This is a genomic window from Scytonema sp. NUACC21 (assembly GCF_054684315.1).
In genome coordinates this window covers 86,692-107,479 of record NZ_BAAFZH010000084.1, presented here as the reverse complement: position 1 = coordinate 107,479, position 20,788 = coordinate 86,692, and the positions used below count along the sequence as shown (strand labels likewise).

General features: G+C 42.1%; 15 protein-coding genes and 1 pseudogene. 8 read left to right on the top strand and 8 right to left on the bottom strand.

Annotation, left to right across the window (positions count from 1 at the left end; all coding sequences use genetic code 11):
- Window positions 1-59: 59 nt before the first annotated feature.
- The 3 genes from ACYRY3_RS20420 (at window position 60) to ACYRY3_RS20410 (ending at window position 7,455) form a co-directional block, all read left to right on the top strand.
- Window positions 60-6,359 carry an EAL domain-containing protein gene (locus ACYRY3_RS20420; RefSeq protein ID WP_460203448.1) on the top strand — a complete coding sequence of 2,100 codons (6,300 nt, stop codon included), beginning with the start codon at window positions 60-62 and terminating at the stop codon, window positions 6,357-6,359.
- Window positions 6,360-6,784: 425 nt separating this feature from the next.
- Entirely contained in the window at window positions 6,785-7,036 is a 252-nt protein-coding gene (locus ACYRY3_RS20415) for a hypothetical protein (protein ID WP_460203447.1), read from the top strand.
- Window positions 7,037-7,059: 23 nt separating this feature from the next.
- On the top strand, window positions 7,060-7,455 hold the full coding sequence (locus ACYRY3_RS20410) for a type II toxin-antitoxin system VapC family toxin (protein ID WP_460203446.1): 396 nt from the start codon (window positions 7,060-7,062) through the stop codon (window positions 7,453-7,455).
- 367 nt (window positions 7,456-7,822) lie between these two features.
- On the opposite strand, the gene ACYRY3_RS20405 is transcribed toward ACYRY3_RS20410, so the two are convergent.
- Window positions 7,823-8,899, bottom strand: coding sequence for a PIN domain-containing protein (locus tag ACYRY3_RS20405; RefSeq protein WP_460203445.1), 1,077 nt, complete (start codon window positions 8,897-8,899; stop codon window positions 7,823-7,825).
- Between the two features lie 343 nt (window positions 8,900-9,242).
- Here ACYRY3_RS20405 and hemW point away from each other — a divergent pair, with 343 nt between their 5' ends.
- A complete protein-coding gene (gene hemW, locus ACYRY3_RS20400; protein ID WP_460203444.1) occupies window positions 9,243-10,424 on the top strand; it encodes a radical SAM family heme chaperone HemW in 1,182 nt (393 codons plus the stop codon).
- A gap of 189 nt (window positions 10,425-10,613) precedes the next feature.
- A complete protein-coding gene (locus ACYRY3_RS20395) occupies window positions 10,614-11,264 on the top strand; it encodes a DUF2996 domain-containing protein (protein ID WP_460203443.1) in 651 nt (216 codons plus the stop codon).
- Here the strand turns inward: ACYRY3_RS20395 and ACYRY3_RS20390 are convergent.
- Window positions 11,261-11,770: a TM2 domain-containing protein gene (locus ACYRY3_RS20390; protein ID WP_460203442.1), complete on the bottom strand. Its 510-nt coding sequence runs from the start codon at window positions 11,768-11,770 to the stop codon at window positions 11,261-11,263. The genes ACYRY3_RS20395 and ACYRY3_RS20390 overlap by 4 nt on opposite strands.
- 467 nt (window positions 11,771-12,237) lie before the next feature.
- On the opposite strand from ACYRY3_RS20390, the pseudogene ACYRY3_RS20385 reads away from it, so the two are divergent.
- Window positions 12,238-12,501: pseudogene (locus ACYRY3_RS20385) on the top strand (magnesium-protoporphyrin IX monomethyl ester (oxidative) cyclase); the annotation flags it as partial.
- Window positions 12,502-12,697: 196 nt separating this feature from the next.
- On the opposite strand, the gene ACYRY3_RS20380 reads toward ACYRY3_RS20385, so the two are convergent.
- From ACYRY3_RS20380 to csx18, 6 genes are all read right to left on the bottom strand, one after another.
- The gene (locus ACYRY3_RS20380; protein ID WP_460203441.1) at window positions 12,698-13,837 is read right to left on the bottom strand and encodes a CRISPR-associated protein; all 1,140 of its coding nucleotides are present in this window, start codon (window positions 13,835-13,837) and stop codon (window positions 12,698-12,700) included.
- 127 nt (window positions 13,838-13,964) lie between these two features.
- Entirely contained in the window at window positions 13,965-14,372 is a 408-nt protein-coding gene (locus ACYRY3_RS20375; protein ID WP_460203440.1) for a hypothetical protein, read from the bottom strand.
- Window positions 14,369-15,598, bottom strand: a complete 1,230-nt coding sequence (csx10, locus tag ACYRY3_RS20370) for a type III-D CRISPR-associated RAMP protein Csx10 (protein WP_460203439.1) — start codon at window positions 15,596-15,598, stop codon at window positions 14,369-14,371. Before csx10 ends, ACYRY3_RS20375 begins: the two co-directional genes overlap by 4 nt.
- Window positions 15,595-16,311, bottom strand: a complete 717-nt coding sequence (locus tag ACYRY3_RS20365; RefSeq protein ID WP_460203438.1) for an RAMP superfamily CRISPR-associated protein — start codon at window positions 16,309-16,311, stop codon at window positions 15,595-15,597. The genes csx10 and ACYRY3_RS20365 overlap by 4 nt, the downstream gene beginning before the upstream one ends.
- Window positions 16,308-18,566 carry a type III-B CRISPR-associated protein Cas10/Cmr2 gene (gene cas10 / locus ACYRY3_RS20360; RefSeq protein ID WP_460203437.1) on the bottom strand — a complete coding sequence of 753 codons (2,259 nt, stop codon included), beginning with the start codon at window positions 18,564-18,566 and terminating at the stop codon, window positions 16,308-16,310. Before cas10 ends, ACYRY3_RS20365 begins: the two co-directional genes overlap by 4 nt.
- A gap of 237 nt (window positions 18,567-18,803) precedes the next feature.
- Window positions 18,804-19,115, bottom strand: a complete 312-nt coding sequence (csx18, locus tag ACYRY3_RS20355) for a CRISPR-associated protein Csx18 (protein ID WP_460203436.1) — start codon at window positions 19,113-19,115, stop codon at window positions 18,804-18,806.
- Window positions 19,116-19,117: 2 nt separating this feature from the next.
- Between csx18 and ACYRY3_RS20350 the strand changes: the two genes are divergently transcribed.
- Entirely contained in the window at window positions 19,118-19,306 is a 189-nt protein-coding gene (locus ACYRY3_RS20350; protein ID WP_460203435.1) for a CRISPR-associated endonuclease Cas1, read from the top strand.
- 938 nt (window positions 19,307-20,244) lie between these two features.
- Complete coding sequence (locus tag ACYRY3_RS20345; protein WP_460203434.1) at window positions 20,245-20,700, top strand: cupin domain-containing protein; 456 nt, start codon at window positions 20,245-20,247, stop codon at window positions 20,698-20,700.
- Window positions 20,701-20,788 lie beyond the last annotated feature (88 nt).

Here is a 20,788-nt window from a genome sequence, read left to right as displayed (position 1 = left end):
TTGAGAGAACGAATTGAACTCAATTGTTGAGCGTATGATTTGGATGGGGGCGACGACAGATGTTGACGATTTCCGCTTACCGCATCGTGGCTCAGCTCTATGAAAGCGTCAATTCTGTGATTTATCGAGGTCACCGGTTGTCCGATGAGCAACCTGTTGTGTTGAAAATGCTCAGAGATGCTTATCCCACTCCAGAACGCATTGCTTGGTTTAAGCGAGAATACGAAGTCACCCGTAACTTAACAATACCGGGGGTGGTGGATGCTTACGCCTGGATACGCGATCGAGAACGCCCGGTAATGGTATTGGAAGATTTTGGGGGCGACTCCTTAGCTTTGTTAGGAATAGCAGGTCAAGTTGAGTTATCTAAGTTTCTGAAGTTGGCGATCGCGATTGCCGAAATTTTAGGTCAAATTCATGCTGCCAACATTATCCACAAAGACATCAACCCCAGCAATATTGTTCTCAATCCAAGCACAGGGCAAGTCAAAATTATCGATTTCGGGATTTCAACGGTACTTTCACAAGAAAATCCCATAGGTCACAATCTCAATGTCTTAGAAGGCACACTCGCTTATATCTCGCCAGAACAGACAGGACGAATGAATAGAGCGATAGACTATCGCACTGATTTTTATTCCTTAGGTGCCACCTTCTACGAATTGCTGACTGGTATTTTGCCATTTGAGAGTTCAGATGCATTGGAATTGGTACACAGTCATATTGCCAAACAGCCCATACCACCGCACGAACTTCCGGGGACGCACGGCTGTAAGCCCGTACCCCCCATCGTGTCTGAGATTGTTATGAAGTTAATGGCAAAAAACGCTGAAGAGCGCTACCAATCAGCTTATGGTCTCAAGACGGATTTAGAGATATGCCTGCACCAGCTACAGACAAATGGACAAATAGATCTCTTCCCCCTTGGGAAACAAGATATTTCAGATCGCTTTCAAATTCCGCAGAAATTGTATGGCAGAGAGCAAGAAGTTAAAACTCTCCTAGCAACTTTTGAGCGCGTAACTTGTTCGGAAAACATAGAAACCGCAGATGGGGGAGAAGGTGAGACAATTTGCCAATCCAAAATCGAAATGGTATTAGTCGCAGGCTATTCCGGGGTAGGCAAATCCGCCTTAGTGCGAGAAATCCATAAACCGATGACTGCCAAACGCGGAAATTTTATTTTCGGTAAATTTGACCAATACCAACGCAATACCCCTTACCACGCTCTCTCCCAAGCTTTCAATGATTTGTGCAATCAACTGCTTACTGAAAGTGAAGCGGTATTAAACGAGTGGCGGGAGAGAATCTTAGCAGCAGTTGGCAATAACGGACAAGTCCTAATCGATGTCATTCCTAATTTGGAACGAGTCATTGGTTCACAGCCATCTGTCATTAAAGTTGGACTATCTGAAGCACAAAACCGTTTTAATTTGGTCTTTCAACACTTTATCCAAGTCATTTGCCAGCCCTCCCATCCGCTAGTTATATTCATTGATGACCTGCAATGGGCAGATAGAGCATCACTGAGCTTGCTCAAAACTATTATGAGCGATGCCAATATTCAATATTTACTCATCATTGGCGCGTATCGGGATAACGAGGTGGACTTTCACCATCCATTGATGATGACTTTAGAAGAAATCGAAAAAGAACAAGGAGCTTTGACATTTATTCAGTTAGACAACTTGCGTCCACAGGATGTCAACGCTCTCATTGCAGAGACTTTGGCTTGCTCAACCACCTCAACGCAGGTGCTAACAAATTTAATCTATGATAAAACACAAGGTAACGCCTTTTTCACCACAGAGTTTTTGAGGTCGCTCTACAGCGAAGGGTTATTAACCTTCAATCAACAAACCCGTCATTGGGATTGGGATGTTGCACAAATCCAAGCTAAGGATATCGCAGATAATGTGGTGGAATTAATGGCGGGTAAGATTGGCAAGTTAACCGCCTCTACTCAAACGGTCTTACAATTAGCGGCTTGTATTGGCAACAGGTTTGATTTATCCACTTTAAGCATTATATATCAACATCAACCTGTTAAGGTCTTGACTGATTTGTTTCCAGCAATGCAAGAAGGCTTAGTGCTTCCTTTGGATAACAATTACAAATTAATAGAAGCGGAAAATCATTTTGCGGCAAGTGAAGTCAGTTTTAAATTCCTGCACGATCGCGTACAACAAGCAACCTATTCCTTAATTGATGAATCGCAAAAAACAACCATTCACTTACAAATTGGTCGCCTCCTATTACAGAATACTTCACCAGAAACATTACCAGAAAGGATATTTGAGATAGTCGATCACCTCAATATAGGTGTAAAGACTTACCACCTCTCGTCTCTACATCAAGAAGAACGTTCAGAAATTGCCAGACTGAACTTAATGGCGGGTCAGAAAGCAAAGTCAGCAATGGCTTATGAAGCAGCAGTTCAGTATTTGAACATTGGGCTGGATTTATTAGCAGAGGATAGTTGGCAAACTCAGTACGACTTGACGCTGAATTTATATGAAGCCGCTGTATATGCAGAATATTTAAATACTAATTACGAACGCACGGAATTGCTATCGAATGTTGTTCTACAACAAGTTAAGACAGTGCTTGAAAAAGCTAATGTGTATGAAATAAAAATTCAGATTTATATTGCTCAAAATCAGATGCAAGCCTCAATAGATATTGGGCTGCAATTTTTGAAGATGCTAGGCATATCTCTGTCACAATCACCGCCAAGCAAACTGATTGTTGAGGATTTGTGCAATCTTCCACCAATGACCGCTCTAGATAAGCACATAGCTATGCGTATCTTGAAGACGATATGGTCTCCGGTGCATACAACCAATTCTTCACTGGCTCCATCGATTGTTTTTACAATGTTGGAGCTATGCGTAAACTATGGAAATTCATCCTTTGCTGCTTTTGCCTGTGTTTTATATGGCTTGCTTCTTTGTAGGACGCAATACAACCTTGATTTGGGTTACCAGATGGGCAAACTTTCGTTGAAAATGTTGCAGCAATTTGATGCTTCAGAAATAGCAGGTAAGGTTCACTTAATGTTTAACTGTTGTATCAGACCTTGGAAGGAACATAAACGTGAAACTTTAGAAGCTTTGTGTGAGACGTTTGAAGTATTAATTGAAACCGGAGACATAGAATATGCTTCCTATGCAGTGATTAACTACTGCTCCAATTTATTTTTAGTAGGAGAATCTTTAGAATTTGTCAAGCAAAAGTATAAATATTACATCAATGTACTTCAAACCATTCGACAAGATTTCTCGCTACATTATGCTAAAATATGGAATCAGTTAATCTTAAATTTAATTGAAGATTCTAGAGAACCCAATATGTTGGTTGGAGAGCATTTTAATGAAACTGAAATGCTTCCCATTTTACAAAGAAAGAATAACCATCAATCTTTATTTGTCATCGCTCTAGCAAAAACCAAGCTCAGTTATTTATTTAAAAATTATACTGCAGCAGTTAAAAATTCCGAAAATGCAGTTACCTATAAACAATCTTTGGAAGGTCTATTGGCTTCTGCCGAACATAATTTCTATTATTCTCTCTCTCTTCTAGCCAATTATTGTCACCAAGAAGAGCGAGAACGAGAACAATACATACAACAAGTGGCAGCTAACCAAAAGGAAATGAAAACCTGGGCTGACCATGCGCCAATGAATTTTCAGCACAATTACGATCTCGTAGAGGCAGAAAAGGCACGAGTTTTGGGACAAGTTGTTGAAGCAATGAAACTTTATGAACGAGCTATAAAAGGAGCAAGGGAGAACGGATACATTCCAGAGGAAGCATTAGCTTATGAGTTGGCGGCAAATTTTTATTTGGCGTGTGGAATGGAGGAATTTGCCAAACTTTATATAAAAAAAGCTCATTATGGCTATGTTTGCTGGGGTGCAAAAGCAAAGGTTAAGGATTTGGAACGGCAGTATCCTCAGTTTTTGGCTCAAAGGTCGTCTGGGACGGGCGAACAGCCGTTCATTCCTACTTCAACCACTGATTCAACAACACTCACCAATCTCGATTTAACGAGTGTTCTTAAAGCATCTCAAACTCTATCAAGTGAAATTGTGCTGAGTACCCTGTTAGAAAAAATGATGAAAATTCTCATCGAAAATGCGGGGGCACAGAAAGGTTATCTCATTTTGGACAAACAAGGGCAATGGGTGATTGAGGCATCAGGAACAGTTGATAATAATGAATTCAAAGTTTTACCGTCCATGCCGATGGAAACGGTAGATGGTAGCAACGGTATCTCAATGGTATCTCTTGGTATAGTCAATTTTGTTATCCGTACCAAAGAGAGTATTATTTTAAATAATGCTTGGCAAAAAGGAAATTTCACCCGTGACCCATATATCGTGAAACACCAAACGAAATCGGTGTTGTGCGTGCCACTGTTGAATCAAAGCAAACTGGCAGGTCTCCTCTACTTGGAAAATAACCAAACCACTGGAGCCTTTACGCCTGACTGCTTAAAAGTCTTAAAGTTATTAACGACCCAAGTATTAATTTCAATTGAAAATGCAGAACTTTACACTCACCTACAAGCTTATTCTAAAGAACTTAAGGTGAAAAATACCGAACTGTTAGGGGCTAACAGGCAGCTAGAAGCTGAAATTGGCGAACGTAAACAAGCGGAGTTGGCATTGCGCCTGAGTGAAGAACGATTCCGACTGGCGATTGAAAATATCCCCGATACTTTTGTTATCTACGATGCTCATCGGCGGTTCCACTTTGTCAATGCTTTCGGAGTTAGGCGCAGTGGTCATCCTATAGAGGCACTTATTGGCTATAAGGATGAGGAGATATTCCCGCCAGAAGTGACGAATTCGTATCTACCACTTCTTCAGAAAACTGTGGAGACACGCACCTTACAAACTGGAGAATGCCAAATCAGTTTGCCCGGTGCCGATCCTTTCACTCTAGTTGTTACCTACGTACCGTTGTTGAATGAACGCGGAGAAATCCATCAGATTCTCGGAATCACCCATGACATTACCGAACGGAAGCGGGTAGAGTCACAATTGCACCATGATGCGTTCCACGATACATTGACGGGTTTACCAAACCGTGCTTTGTTTATGGAGCGGTTGAAATGTGCTGTCGAACAGGCAAAGCAGCAGGAGGATTATCTATTTGCTGTGCTATTTCTGGATTTGGATGGCTTTAAGGTGATCAATGACAGCTTAGGGCACCTTCTTGGAGACCAATTCCTGATTGCTATTGCCAGCAGGTTAAAAGTTTGCCTGGGACCTAGGGACACCGTTGCACGTCTGGGGGGAGACGAGTTCACAGTTCTGTTGGAGGGGCTTCAGGATGTTCGTGATGCCCTCTGTTTTGCCGACCAAATTCAACAAGCGCTGTCGTTGCCTTTTTATTTGGATGGGCAAGAGGTTTTTAGTACTGCAAGTATTGGCATCGCCTTGAGCGAAATCGGTTATGACCGACCGGAAGATGTCCTGCGCGATGCTGATACAGCGATGTACCAAGCAAAGGCGCTGGGCAGGGCACGCTACAAGCTGTTCAACTCCGATATGTACACTAATGCTGTAGCGAGATTGCAGTTAGAAACCGATTTGCGGCGTGCCATTGACCGCCAGGAATTTCGGGTTTATTATCAACCGATTATTTCCCTCGCTAGCGGCAGGATGACAGCTTTTGAGGCATTGCTCCGGTGGCAGCATCCAGAGCGCGGTTTTGTTTCTCCATTAGATTTTATCCCAGTGGCGGAAGAAACTGGGCTCATTGTCCCCATTGGCTATTGGGTGCTGCAGGAGGCATGCCGCCAGATGCAAGCTTGGCGGGTGTACTATGGTACCAACTCGCCCAGGAAAATTAGCGTCAATCTTTCAATCAAACAGTTTTCCCAGGCAGATTTGATTGAGCAGATAACGAATATTTTGCGATCGACTGGTCTTGATGCCTCTTCTCTGGTGCTGGAAATTACAGAAAGCGCCATTATGGAAAAGAGCGATCGCACCACTGCCGCACTCTCACAACTTCAAGCTCTAGGTATTGAGTTAGCAATTGATGACTTTGGGACTGGGTATTCATCATTAGGTCGTCTCCACAGCTTTCCAATTTGTGGCTTGAAGATTGACCGCTCCTTTGTGAGCCCAATAAACCCCAATGGCAGGAATCTGGAGATTATTGAAACAATTACTACACTCGCACAGAAACTCGGTGTGTATGTTACTGCCGAAGGGGTGGAAACTTCCGAGCAACTGGCACTTTTAAGAGAGTTGAACTGTGAATACGGTCAGGGATATTTTTTCGCCCGTCCCTTGGATAGCTCTGCGGCTGAGGCGCTAATTATCGCCAATCCTCAATGGTAAGGGAGGGTGCCGTTAGGTGGGGTATTTTTTTCACAAGTCTTTAGGGATTGGACTTTGGACAAAAAGAAGTTAGTTCGCGATCGGGTTCTAACCCAGTTTTATGAACAATGTCCAAGACTTTGCCTTTAAATTCATCTCCGAAGCCCTCAAGCGCAGCATCTAATCGACTCTTGTTGACTGACTTTTCACCCGATCTCTCAAACCTGTAATCAAGACATTCTGAAACTAAGATTATTTGTAACCAACCGTTAGACTGCGCTGCATACTATGAAAATTGCTAAGGTTGTGAGCAAAAACATTGAAGTTTCTGAAAAAGCATGCGTTGGCTCGGGAAACGCCAGATTGCAATTTTCACTTTGCAGATACGATTGCTATAATTGAGTAGTTCATAGATATAAACAATAACTATCAGGAGATGAATCAATATGAAGCTCAAAGGTATCAAGCGCGGTCAATATATCGAAATCGTAGAAGATATTAGCAATATTCCTGATGATACAGAAGTTATTATTGATATTTCAAGTTATCAGTTTATGAGCATTGACGAAAGACAGCAAAAGCTTAAAGATTTTTTTGAGTCCGATTGGGAAGGAAGGGAAGACTATATCAAAACTATGGAAGAATTGGAGGAAGAGAAAAAAGCAAATTGGGAAAAACTTTATGGGCACTTCTCTTAAACTAAAGCAGAATTTTATGTATTATGTATTTGTTAGATACAAACATATGTATTGCACTCAACAACCAAAACTCTCAAGCACTTGCAAAATTTTATGTAAAATCAAGTGATTGTTATATTTCTACAATTATATTAGCAGAACTATATAAAGGAGCCTACTGTTCTCAAAGAATTGAACAGAATCTTAACAGAGTAAATGAATTTACTAGTAGATTAATAATTGTTGGATTTGATAACAAATCTGCCGAAGAATTTGGTAAAATCCAAGCTGAATTAAGACGAATTGGGAGACCAACAGGAGAAATTGACGCACTGATTGCTGCTGTTGCTCGTTCTCGTCAAGATATACTTGTTACCAATAATATTAGACATTTTGAAAACATTTCTAATCTTGAATTAGAAAACTGGTTAGAACCTTGAAAAAACTGTGCGATCTTGGTAAATAAATAATAAGTAGTCGTGCAAAATAAATTATCTAATTGGGAGAGGGAATAGGGAACGGGGAACAGGCAACAGTGCTAGATTACAGCGATTTTAACTGCTTTACAAAAAATGACCAATGACAAATGACTAAGGACTACCCTTACCAGTGACGTTATCAATGCTTCTTCTTCGCTTTCCACGTACCCCCGTACACATAAAACGGATTATCCTGACTTACCTGTTCCCAACAATTGAGGCAAACAAACACCCATTGCCCCTCTTCTTCGTACTTTACGCGATAAAGAACCGATGCAGTTAGCCCGCATCGGTCACAAAGTTTTACTCGAATTCTTGCCATGTGAGATTATGCGATCGCTGAAGCCTGGGGTTTTGCAAAAATCATCCTTCCTGCAGAAGTTTGCAAAGCACTAGTCACCACTACCCGGACTTCGCCGCCAACGTAACCACTACCTTCTTCGACGACAACCATTGTGCCATCATCAAGATAGCCAATGCCTTGACTTGGTTCTTTACCTTCTTTCAGTACCTTGAGGTCGATGTTATCGCCAGGTAAGTAAGTTGGACGAACGGCGTTCACCAAATCATTAACATTAAGTACGGGAACTTTCTGTACGCTAGCAACTTTTGATAAGTTGTAATCGTTCGTGAGCAATGTGCCATTAATCTCTTGAGCAAACCGCACCAACTTAGAATCGACAGTCGCAATGTCCTCGTAATCAGTGGGGTTAATCAGGATACGATCTGGGTAAGCCGCTTTGATTCTGTTGAGAATCTCCAATCCGCGTCTTCCCCTAACTCGCTTTTGGTCTTTGCTAGCATCAGCCACTTGCTGTAATTCTTGTAAGACAAACTGTGGTACAATCAACTGCCCTTCCAGAAACCCAGTTTCTAGCAGTGATTCAATACGACCATCTATAATACAGCTAGTATCTAACACTTTGGTACTGGAAGGTTTGAGTGTTCCTTCCACGAGCATAGTCTCTACGGTGCTGGGGTTAATCAGCCGCAACAAACCTCTTCCGTGGGAATCCGCTAAATTCATCCCCGTATAGGACAGAATGATGCTACCCACAACAGCTACCAATGGTTTAATAAAGCTAAAGCCAGCCGGAATCGGTAGTAAAAATAAGGGGGCGAGCATTAAATTTGCTACCAGTAGCCCAAGAACCAAGCCAATGGCACGAGTTAAAACAACATCAAATGGCAATTCCCGGACTTGTGCTTCCAAACGTCTGTACCCTGTTTGGAACCTCAATCCAACTGCACCGCCCATGATAGCGGTAAAAGCAGCAAAGACCAAGCGTAAAGCCTCTAAATTGCTAACTCCAGCAAGAGTCCCACTAGGTAGCAGGTCTATACTGTAATAACCTACGCCCGTTGCTGCCAGGACAAATGAGAAAATAATAATTGCATCAACCATGATTGTGTATTTTCCTGGAACTGTGTTTCCCGAGGAAGTCAAGTATTTTTTATCTCCTCGGTCAGATAAATTTAGAAATAAGGATGAAGTGATAAGTATAAAATCAAGGCAAAAATATGACGTATAAAATGTTTCCCCCTTTATTCTTAACACTCTATCCCTTTTAGGTCTTTATTCAGTCATCCTAAGAGTTTAGTCTGACAACATCTGCAATCATTATAACCAAAGAGTTTTATGCTTTATCTTTTTCATCTTTTTGTTGTAAAACGATAAAAAAATCTAAATAAGAAAGTAATTTTCATTATTTGTAACTCTTGAATTCATAATTTAAGCTTGTAACAAAATGCTTCATCAAGTCACTGTTTCTAGCATTCCTACTTCTGCTTATGTTCATATTCCCTTTTGCAGGCGGCGATGCTTCTATTGCGATTTTCCTATATCCGTTGTTGGGGATCGCCTGCGGGGTGAAACATCTGGCACTATTTCCCAGTATGTTGAAGTTCTGTGTCAAGAAATCAGTTTAACGCCTCCTCTCGGTCAAAAATTACAAACAGTTTTTTTTGGTGGCGGTACTCCCTCCCTTTTATCTGTAGAGCAGTTGCAAAAAATATTGACAGCGCTAGACAATAAGTTTGGTATATGCCCTGAAGCAGAAATTTCAATGGAAATGGACCCAGGGACATTTGATTTAGCGCATATCCAAGGATATCTTGAATCTGGCACAAACCGGATAAGTTTGGGCGTGCAAGCTTTTCAAGATGATTTATTGCAAGTCAGCGGGCGATCGCACAAAGTTTCTGATATTTTGGCAGCCGTAGACCTGATTAAAAAGGTAAGGGTTCCTGATTTCAGCATAGATTTAATATCGGGCTTACCGCATCAAACCTTAGACAGGTGGCTGGAATCTTTAGAAAAAGCGACTGCCATATCACCTACGCACATATCCATTTACGACCTGACTATTGAGCCACAGACTGCTTTTGGTCGCTACTACAAACCGGGGGATCGCCCTTTGCCAACAGATGAAATGACAGTTCAAATGTATCGCTTGGCACAGCAGTTCTTAACCAGTGCAGGCTACGAACATTATGAGATTTCCAATTACGCCCAACCGGGACATCAGTGCCGCCACAATCGAGTGTACTGGGAAAACCGCCCCTATTATAGCTTTGGCATGGGCGCGGCAAGCTATACCCAAGGAAAACGGTTTACCCGCCCGCGTAAAACTCAGGAATACTATCAATGGGTGCAAAATGGAGGTATCATTGATTGCGATATCGCATCAGATGATGACATTTTATTAGAAACTTTAATGTTAGGGCTGCGTTTGGCAGAAGGTGTGAGTTTAGCGGCTTTGGCAGAACAGTTTGGAGATGAAAAAGTCAAACAAATCCACTATTATTGTAAGCCCTATTATGATAAAGGCTGGGTAGAAGTTGCACAAGGAAGGTTGCGGTTAACCGATCCCGATGGTTTTTTGTTTTCTAATGTGGTATTGGCGGAGTTATTTAACAAATTTAGTTGAGTGTTATCAGTTAACACTTAACTCTCAACCGCCAACAGCCTTCCCTGTGTCAAAATGAGAAAGAAACAGTAAAGTCTGAAGGATAAAGGGTAAAGGATAAAAAATGAAATGTTCAATAATTGACTTCATACTTCATCCTTCACACTTCATCCTTCATTGGTTTGCTAAATAAAGGATTGACCTTGAGCAATGGCAGAAGAAACCAATCACAATGAAGCTGGGGAAGTTGCTCCCAGCACTGTAGATAAGCAAGCTCCCAGCGTCGCTGAAGAACATGCTCCCAGCACAGACTCATCAGTAGCGACAGACATCCCTACTGCCAACGCCCCAGACCCCACAACGGCGAACCCCGAAACTAACCCGAATGCAGCAGCACCCAAGCGGGAAAAGCCACCAGCGAAAGCCGCAGCCGGAGAAGGTAAACCCGCAGCAGCAGCCAAGGCAGGAGCAAAAAAAGAGAAAGCCCCTGGTGTTGAGGATAAGCCGTTTGTAGACTTTATACAGCAAGACTACTTGCCAGCTTTACAAAAAGCGATCGCACAAGAAGGGGTAAAAGATTTACAGTTAACTTTTGCCAAGCAAAAGGTTCCCATCGTTGGCTTTGAAAAAGCGGAAGAGTGCTGGCAGCTCGCAGGCAGCTGGCAAAACGGGTCACGTCAATTTAACCTGTATTTTCCTGAAGAAGATATTCAAGGGAAAAAGGCATTTTCCTGCCATGAAGGGAAAAAACCCAGCACCCTTGAGTCATTCCTGATAGATGAGCGCAAAATCACACTTGACCTACTGGTATTTGGGCTTGTGCAGCGCTTGAATGGACAAAAGTGGCTGGGAAGAAACTAGCTAAGTTCGTGAAAGTCGTAGGTAACGGCTCCAGTTACGGGGTCGTTATCTATCGTCACATAACCTGATTTCAGCATTTCCTTGAGAGTAGCTTCTACCTCACTAAAGCTTGCCCCAGTTTCCATAACTCCTTGAGTGACAGTAATTTTGCCACCCCTTTTGGCTGCTACTTTCAGTAGCTGTGTCATGAGTTTTTCTTGAGGCGATCTGTAGACTTGGGTTGCAACAGCAGGTTGGCTTAAAGGAACACCATAGGGAGACATACCCGCTTTGAGCCTGAGCCTCATTTCGTGTTCGTCAACCATATGAGGGATGAGGAAAAGATCCACTATTTGCCCTACACCCAGTAACCCACCAGTACACAGCCATAACAAACCCGTCCCTATTTTGCCATTATACAAACGGTGCAGCCCACCCGTTAGACCAAGCAACCCAACTACATTCAACATGTAGGAGACAAGAAGACGGTCTTGATGCTCTTTGTTTGTATTGTTGCCTGCACTCATCTTGTTCCAACCCCTCGGATTCGTACTTATTTTTCCAGACAGCTTTCCTACTCTGTTTTGTTTCAACTCAGGATAGGCAGCAATAAGCATTCAAAATTAAGAAATTTAGTTCTAACGACAATTATAGAAAATATACTGAATTTATAAGTGATATAAACTACATAAATTTATGGGTTATATCTTTAGCGTACTTGAGCCACTACCACTGCACCTCACCCAATAGATTCACCCAATTTGATGATTTTTTTGGTATGGGCTTTACTAAAAGCTACACATCGCAAATTGCAAATTCCAAGAGAGTTCAAGTTTTGTTGCAAGTCTTAACGTTTTTAACGCCTGTTGTTACCCCTACCCTTGGTAGACTGAACTATACAAATAAAATACCGTTGTCTGTTGCGCTATATGAGAGTAAAACTCATGGCTTTGGCAGGCAGTTGCAATAATAAGACATTCATGGCAATCAGGACATGGTAGATTCCCTAAAAAAACCAGGCTTTGAAGAAATACGGCCAGGGATTAAAGTCCCAGCCAAGGAAACCCTGCTGACACCCCGATTCTACACAACTGACTTCGACGAGATGGCACGGATGGACATTTCCGTCAACGAAGATGAGTTGCGAGCCATCTTAGAAGAGTTTCGTGCAGACTACAACCGCCATCACTTTGTTCGGGATGCTGAGTTTGAACAATCCTGGGATCGTATTGATGGGGAAACTCGTCGGTTGTTCGTAGTTGGGTCATTGGTCATTGGTCATTGGTCATTTGTCATTAGTCAGTGGTCATTTGGGGAGTTCCAAATACAAAAATATCCAACTTTCTCTTGTGGTGCGGGCGTCTCGCCCGCCACCTATATAGAACGGGCGAGGACGCCCGTCCCACATTCCGGGATAATTTATTTCTTGGATATCCCTTATCATTTGCCATTTGTTAAGATATTTCTCTGCCTTCAACGTGGGCGTGGGTTCCGTAATATCGGAGTTGCAGTGTATCTCCCAATAGCTTGCAACTTACGCGCAAGCTGAGTGTGACGCGGAAGTGGTCAATGCCATCTGTATTTTTATATCTGCTGTACTGCAAACCTCCATCTTCTTTCAAACTTATGGGGTTGCCATTTGATTTGTTCAGGAGTTGAGCAACTTTTGCTATGGTTTCCTGTAACTTGACTTTCTCTGTGTTGTTGAGAATATTTTGATAGTCTTCGATGAAACTTCTCTCATAGGCAATTCTGGGAAATTTCAATAACTCTTGGGTCAGTAGGTCATCTTTACATTGATTCCAAATGAGTTGTCCCCAAGGTGATAATGTCATCTCGTCACCATCTTTCCAAACCAAATCTTCGGGGATTTTTTGTGCTTCTGGTAATGAAGCTAGGATGTCTCCAGCATCCATCATGGCTAGGTAAACTTTGTGTGGTTCAATGTAGGATTTATCTACGGTGACTGGCAATCTGGGAATTGTCAACATCTTTGAGTTTTCACCTTCAAAGATATAAATGATTTCATTGGCATAGAACATTCCTATGGTGTTGAGATAGCCTTGCAATGATTTGAAGCTTCCTACTAAATTAAAGCAAATTTTATATTGCTTTTTGTACGGTTCTATGTTTGTTGCCATCCACTTAATCAGTTGCGTAATCCCTTCTAAAAAAGCTTCGGTGCTGGCTGTGGAAAGTCCCGGTGGAGTGTATATGTTGACATTCATTATGCCTTGCGATCGCAAATAATTTTCGACAATTTGTGCAGTTGTTTCCCCTTGTGCGGTATCGGTGGCGATTAACCAGTGAACATCCTGCTTGCCCTGTTGTAGATTTTCCTGGTACAGTCCGTGTATGCCGTTTAACTCAGCGCTAGCAAGACGAATTTGAGGTATTGTACCAGCTTCTAGTTTTTTGCTTGCTCTATCTTTGAGAGTAGAAATAATTTCTTTGACATCCTTTGGAGTATCTTCCCATGTCAAATTTGCCGTGTCTCGTAGAGAAGAATACCAATTTTTCTCACTTTCCTGACTGCGGTTAATTTGATTGGTAAGTAAACTAGTTCCAATAGATGAAATAACAACTCGCTGCATGGGTTTATCCTGTTAATAAGTATATGTAGTCATTTCTTCGTGTTCTTTGCGTCTTTGCGGTTAGATTGAACCACGAAGGCGCGAAGGGCGCGAAGGTAAGATGTGGAAGATTGAGTAGTAAGCATCTTTATTTTGAATTTAAATATTTCAGATATCGAGCACCGTAGCCCAAATAACGACGAATCAGTTCCAAGAAAATTTCCTTGCTATTAGAATTTCCACACTTTTTAGCAATTTCTTGAGCTTTGTCTTTGATTTTGCCATCAATATCTTTGATAATTGTTTCAGCTAAGGAATTTTTGCCTTTTCCCCACTTTTTATCTCGTCCAACCTGATAAAGGAGAAAGTTTTTAATAACTTCTGAACTATCGGTGGTATCTGCTACCCGGACTAAATTCCGAAATTGCGCTTCTTGTAAATCACCATAGGAATCTGTTTTATTCAAAGCTTCTTGAATCCACTGAACTAACTCGTCTTCGGCTTGACGAATTCCTTTTTGAATTTTTAGTTCAATTTGCTGTTCTGTTAAAGTCATTTGGCTTCCTCCCGAAATACTAAATGAAATTCATTACAAACTTGAATTTGACCAAAACCTTCAGATGTCCGTTCTCCGACACCACACATTTCTAACTTTTGTAAAGCAAGAGTCCATGCTTCTGGTTGACTGGTACTGAATAAATACACAGCACCTTTATTAGTGACTAATTCCACATCTTTCATCAGTCCCCAAGCTGTATTCCATCCTGAACGGTAATCGTAGCTGGTGTAAGCAACGTGCTGTTTTAAGGATGTGTCTTCTACTCCAGCAAACTGGCGTAGCATTTCTTCAGAAATTACTGTTGTTCTCTGCCAGTTTTCTTTGAAAATGGCATCAGCTTGTAAATCTAAGGTGAAATATGTACGGTTCTTCAGCAAATCTTGTGTTGGTTGACCAAAGATTTGCCATTTTTTCCAACGGCTTTCTAGGTGTTTGTTGAATTTTTCAATCCGAGAGGCTGTGGAATTTTCTTGAGTTTTTAGTGTCACTTCTATTTTGACTTTACCCAAGCCCCGCGATGCGGAACCTCCCAAGCGAAAAGCAAGGGAATTATTATGAATGAATGCAGTTAAGGCATGGGCTAATGTTTCGTCTTCTACTAGGATTGACCCAAAATAAGTAGCGGGTTGCTGATTTTTCCCCTCAACTTCATTTAGGGTTTCTATACTATAAAGTACTTGTTCCTCGGCTGTGGCGCGACGGCGATTAATGCCTACTCGCGTTAACAACCGGGTGCTAACGGATGTTTGGTAGTAGTTTTGTTTGTGACGGGCATAAAAACCACCATACGGTTCTACCCTTCCACCATCTTCCGGGCAATTTGGATCGTAAGGATGATTGTAAGCTTCGGCGCAAAAGCGGTCAATTAAGGTGTCAAAAACACCGTGATTTTTGGGCTTAAAGCCGGATTTGGTTTTTGAACTTACGGCTGTGGCGGGTAAAACCAAAACTTCATCGGAAACAACCTGCACTTTATCATCTACTTTGGCTACCGCAGGATAAGCGTTTTGAAAGATGGCGGGAGTGTCGCTGACAAACAGGCTGTGAAAGTTATCGCCCGGTTGTGGCTGCTCGTATTGCTGTAAGATTTGGTAAGCGATCGCACCTCGAATCACAGAACCGGGAATATAGTTCTCCGCTTCACTGACTGAACCACCTGGTTTTTGTCGTCCAATGGCTAGAGGAGAAAGGGCTTGAATGTTGAGTAGAATTTGATATGTCATTCCAGTAACAAAGCATTCCAAACAGTGTTGTCAATTTCTTGTGGCGAAAACTGCCAATGCAACCATCCCAACCCACCAGACTTGCTTCCACCCAAAGCATGGATGTGGCGGAGTGCTGCTAGCAAAAGTGCTTTTGTGTAGGGGGGACATCCTGGGAGTATGTGAATGTCACCTTGAAATGACAGCTGGATATTAACAGGTGAAGTTTCCAGGAAAAACAGCTTTTGGTCTTCTGCTATGCGACGGCGACGGTTGAGAGTAACACCAGGGCGCAGCACTTCTGGAAGGTTTGCAGGGTCTTCAGTGCAAATTAGGTCATCGAATAAAACGCGGGATGGCAAAACGGGATTGCCAAATATCTGACAGATTGGACAGTGATAGCCTTTACAATCTTTTATCTCAAAGTTTGAATTTTGAAAACGCCTGTTAAAATCTTTTGTAAAACCTGCTCTTTGAGGGCACATGGTTTGGGGATTGGGAGAATCGCATACTGGTAAGTGCAAACCCCTGGCTAACTTTTCGCATTCATAACGAACCCGTCCCTTGAGTTGAGAAGCAGGAATCAGTAATTCTCCCTTTGCAGTGCGGACGATAGGTTTATCTGCTAGAGAACCAGATGAACCGCCCGCACCTACACACAAAGCAGTGTCAACGATAGCTGTGAGTGTTAAGGATTGTTTTGAATAAGTCGTTGGGGAGTTTAGCTGAATCATGGATTGGTCTCCATTGCTGTGGGCTGTTGGCTGTTTTCAGATGTCTCAGGAACCTCAATAAATGGATAGAGGTCAACCAGTTCCCGCCAAATGGTTTCATAAGTACACGATTCTGATGACTGATACATCCAAGGTGCAATATTGCCGTTATTGGTTTTTGCAGCACACCAAGCTTCTTCAAATTCTGTTTGCAACAGCTTTTGGGCTGGGTTGTCCAATCGCACGCGGAAGTAGCGGTAGTTTAAAATGGCTGTATGTTTACCTTGTTCTAACAAGCTGCGGATTTGATACAGTTGGGAACGAGGAAAACGCGACTGTTTGAGTGCTTTAGCCGTTTTGAGAAGCCCTGCTAGTTCATGAAGGGTATAGGGTGCAGCGTAAAGCTTGAGAGTTTTCTCGTTACTGATTGATTTAGTTAACCCTTCTTGGCGGAAGGAATTGATTTTTGATGAAATCATGGTGACTGCTTTCATCACCAAAAAGTCTACAGTCCCGCCGTTGTATTTACAATCTTTCTTTAAGTCTTTAGCACGGATCTTTGCACTCTTTAACAATTGTTCTACGAGTTTCTGAGCGTAGTAAATTGGGGTATTATAAGCAGTGATTAAAACTCCAGTAGACATACTGAGTTGACAGGAAGAAATCCGTGCTTTTTCCTGTCGATAGCGATGGCATTGTACTGATTTTTGGCTCTGCTGTGCTTGGGGAATTCGGTACTCTGGAAATTGAGCCAAGTGTTTCTCGAATTCTTCACCAATTGTATGAGCAATTTCTAACGCTTTATTTGCAGGAACAACCAGCAGGACATCATCACCACCAATTGTTATTATCTCAAAGGGGTGAATTACAGTTCCATTACGGTTTTGTGATTCTTTACCTGTAAGACCATTGAGTATATGAGGATTTAGGTGTTGAGACAGGGCTTCATAGACCGATGCTTCTGTAGCATCTGAAATATGTTTGCTAAACTGTTTATATTGCTCTGGAGTTCTAATCTTTTGGATGTAGCCTCCCATGTTATTACCATCTGCGTAGATGTAACCAACAAAACCATCACTGGCATTTCCAATTTCTGTTAAGCTTCGTGCTTCTTTTGTGTCAGCGTTGGAAAATCCTGCATAATACTTCCGCCACCGTTCCGATTTCAGTAAAAATATTTCAAATTTCTTGACCCAGCTATCAATTCCCCCTGCTTCCCAATCGAATTTTGTTTGTTTGTACCATTCTGGAACTTCTCCTTCAACATATCGCTTGGTTGTTTCTCCCATCAATCGCTTGCGAACAAGAGTTTCGGAAAACCACGGTTCACCGGGAAGTTCCTGTATTTTGATAACAGCATTCCGTCTTTCGGTTTCATCTCTATGCAAATAAGGATGAGTTTCAAACATGGGAGGATAGCGACGGCTGGAACGTTCTACATTTTCTACATCGTTACCGCTACGTCGTTTGTTGAATGCGGAGGCTAATTTGCCAACCAACTCGTTAAAGCTTTTGCGATTTCTGAAGAGTTCTTCCCAATCTTGACCCGCTTCGGGTCGTCCGTAGTAGGCTTCTACCATTGGGTCAGTTTTGTTATCCTGATACCACTCAAGCCATTTGGTTTCTTCTATGGAGTCTTGCAGCAATCCAAATTGGATTTCCAGAAGTCTGAATGTATCTCCTACCGCACAAGAATTGGCGTTGAGAGTTTCTTCTGTGTAACGTCGTTCAATGGTGTTGGCTAGGTCGTGGACATAAGCTGCAGGACAAAACGCTAGAATGTTTCCACCTGTGGAGTAAATAATTAACTCTGGAATGAGTGCTGCTTCTAAACCAGGAAAATTTTCATTCAGCCAGTTTGATATTGGATGAGGCTTTTGTGGGGTGTCAAAGAAGGCTCGTAAATCATGTAGGTTGATTCTATCTAGAATTGCTGAAGCTCCACGTACATCCTGGATTTTAGCCGCTTCAAACACGTATTGCTTTATTTTGGTCGCACCACCATAGACTAAACCAATACGGGTCGTTTGATTCCATAATTTAGGGTATTTCTCTTGCAGTTGTGCGATTTTTCTGGGAAAATCTTTGTCAGTGATTCCCTGTAGTTCCTCAACTTGTTCTACTAGCGATCGCGTCACTTCGGGTACTTCTCCCCCTGTTTGCAAAGCTTGGCGCGTTTGCTGTAAAACAGCCAAGTCAAAATTTGGCTCTCGCTTGTCCCCCCAAGCCAAGCACCAGCTGATTGCGATCGTGATGCTAATTTGAGAATTTGTCATAAAAATTTTGAGTGTATAGTTGCTGAAGTTCCTCTGTACTTTGTCAACACACTTGTAATGGCTTCAATAACACCTTGATATCCGTTGCACCTGTTGACGTATCCTCAATTTATTAATGTATACAAATAAAAATTGGCACTTATGATTAAGATTGGCACTTGTAATCATTTTCCACCACCGGGATATCACTAGTTAACTTGAAAACGATTAAAGGTTAACTCAGTATTTACAAGGATTTTAATCTTGTGTGCGTCGCTGCTTTGGCAAAAAATCAGACTCCATCTCGCTTTGAAGCCCAGTACTAAAATTCGCAGATTCCCGACGCGCTGACATGACATCCCGGTTGGAAACACGCAGCCATTGGAATAACGCCCTATCCAACATCCACCCAATTATCAAGCTGCTAAGAAACACCCCCAACGTACAGGTGATGACGGCAAACAACCCTAAAGGCGCAATAATCAGAATAATCCAGGTGATTGTAGCATTTGCTATCGCCACAAACCAACTGCGGTAGCGTACCAATTGTTTGGCAACAGACGGAGACATAATTGATTCCTTGGTATTTTTTTGGAACTAGTTTATTTATACAACCCTATTGGAAGAGGGCAATTCCAAGCCAATGGAATTTTACCGGACGCAACCGCCGCCCACCCCTTGACCCCATTAACGCCTTACTAAGTTGGGGCTATGGAGTGTTGTTATCGAGAGTTTTTGCAAGTTGTGTGGCCGCCTTATGAACCACCGGATTATTTAATTTTGTAAAGGCATATCAATTGAGGAAGAGGGGAGACAATTGCTTGTTTCTTCTGTCTTCTAGGGTGTTTTGGCTTTTGTGAAGAATTGTAAAGTTCCTCGTGAATTTGTCGCAAGGAGCTTTAGAAAGAATTAGTGAGTAATAAAATGAAAAAAAGAGATAATTCCATTTTCGCCTTCATGTCTTCTAGTTTTTCGATTATATTGGGTCTAATTCCAAATTTTCCCTAGTCGTTCTGTGAATTTATGGTAAGGGCAGTTTTTGTTACCCTGTCTAATCCGTACTCAGGCGCAACTGAACCTTGAAAAGTAAATAGCGTCTAAGTTTCCTAGATATAGAGTCAGTTACAACCTTCTCCCCGGAAGGGGACGGAAACAGCAGGAGTATTCCAATTAGTAGCACGAAATAAGCCCGTGTTAAAAGTCAGTTACGACCTTCTCCCCGCAAGGGGACGGAAACGTTAGATGGATTGTCAGCACCTACAATTTTCCATTTAGTCAGTTACGACCTTCTCCCCGCAAGGGGACGGAAACCGTGACATTCTCGAAGCTATCGTTACGTACTGCATTGAGGAAGTCAGTTATGACCTTCTCCCCGCAAGGGGACGGAAACAAGTGTGGGTTGATTTTGTAGAAGTTACCCTCTACGCCTGTCAGTTATGACCTTCTCCCCGCAAGGGGACGGAAACTTAAAGATTGTTGCGATCGCAGGGGATGGAAGTTGTCAGTGATGACATTTCCCCGTAAGGGGACGACAACTAGGCACTGTCAATCAGTCCATCACATGGAGCGCCTATGAAGTGCTTTACAATAAATTAAATAGCAATAATAAATTAACAACCACGAGTAACACAAACCAAGACATCATACCGGAATCAGAATCTGGAGAGAGGATGTTATTATAAAAAAAATTGCTTATATTATGATAATTAATCCCGAAAATGTCCCTCAGAGAACCACTTCAAATTACCCCGAACAATTTCAATCGCGAGTCACTGGGCGCATTAAACAAGCTGTAGGGAACGCAGCAGGAATCAAGAACTTTGGTGTTAATTTAGTCCAGCTTTCACCGGGAAGTTGTTCAGCACTTCGGCATTGGCATACCAAGCAGGATGAATTTATATATGTGATTGAAGGTGAAATTACATTAATAACTGATTCTGGAGAACAATTATTAAGACCTGGAATGATGGCAGGTTTCCCCGCAGGTGAAGCTTCGGGACATCACTTAGTCAATAAATCGAACCAAGTAGTTGTTTACCTGGAAATTGGTGATAGAACTCCTAATGATGAAGCACATTATCCGGATGATGATTTAGTTGCGTGTGAGGGTGAGAATGGCTGGATTTTTTTGCATAAAGATGGTAGCAAATATTAATTTGTCAGAACTTCCTCAATGGTTAACAAAAGTATTACCATCAGATTTGATGACATTTTAGAATGGTTAAGAAATGCGTGAGAGTAGT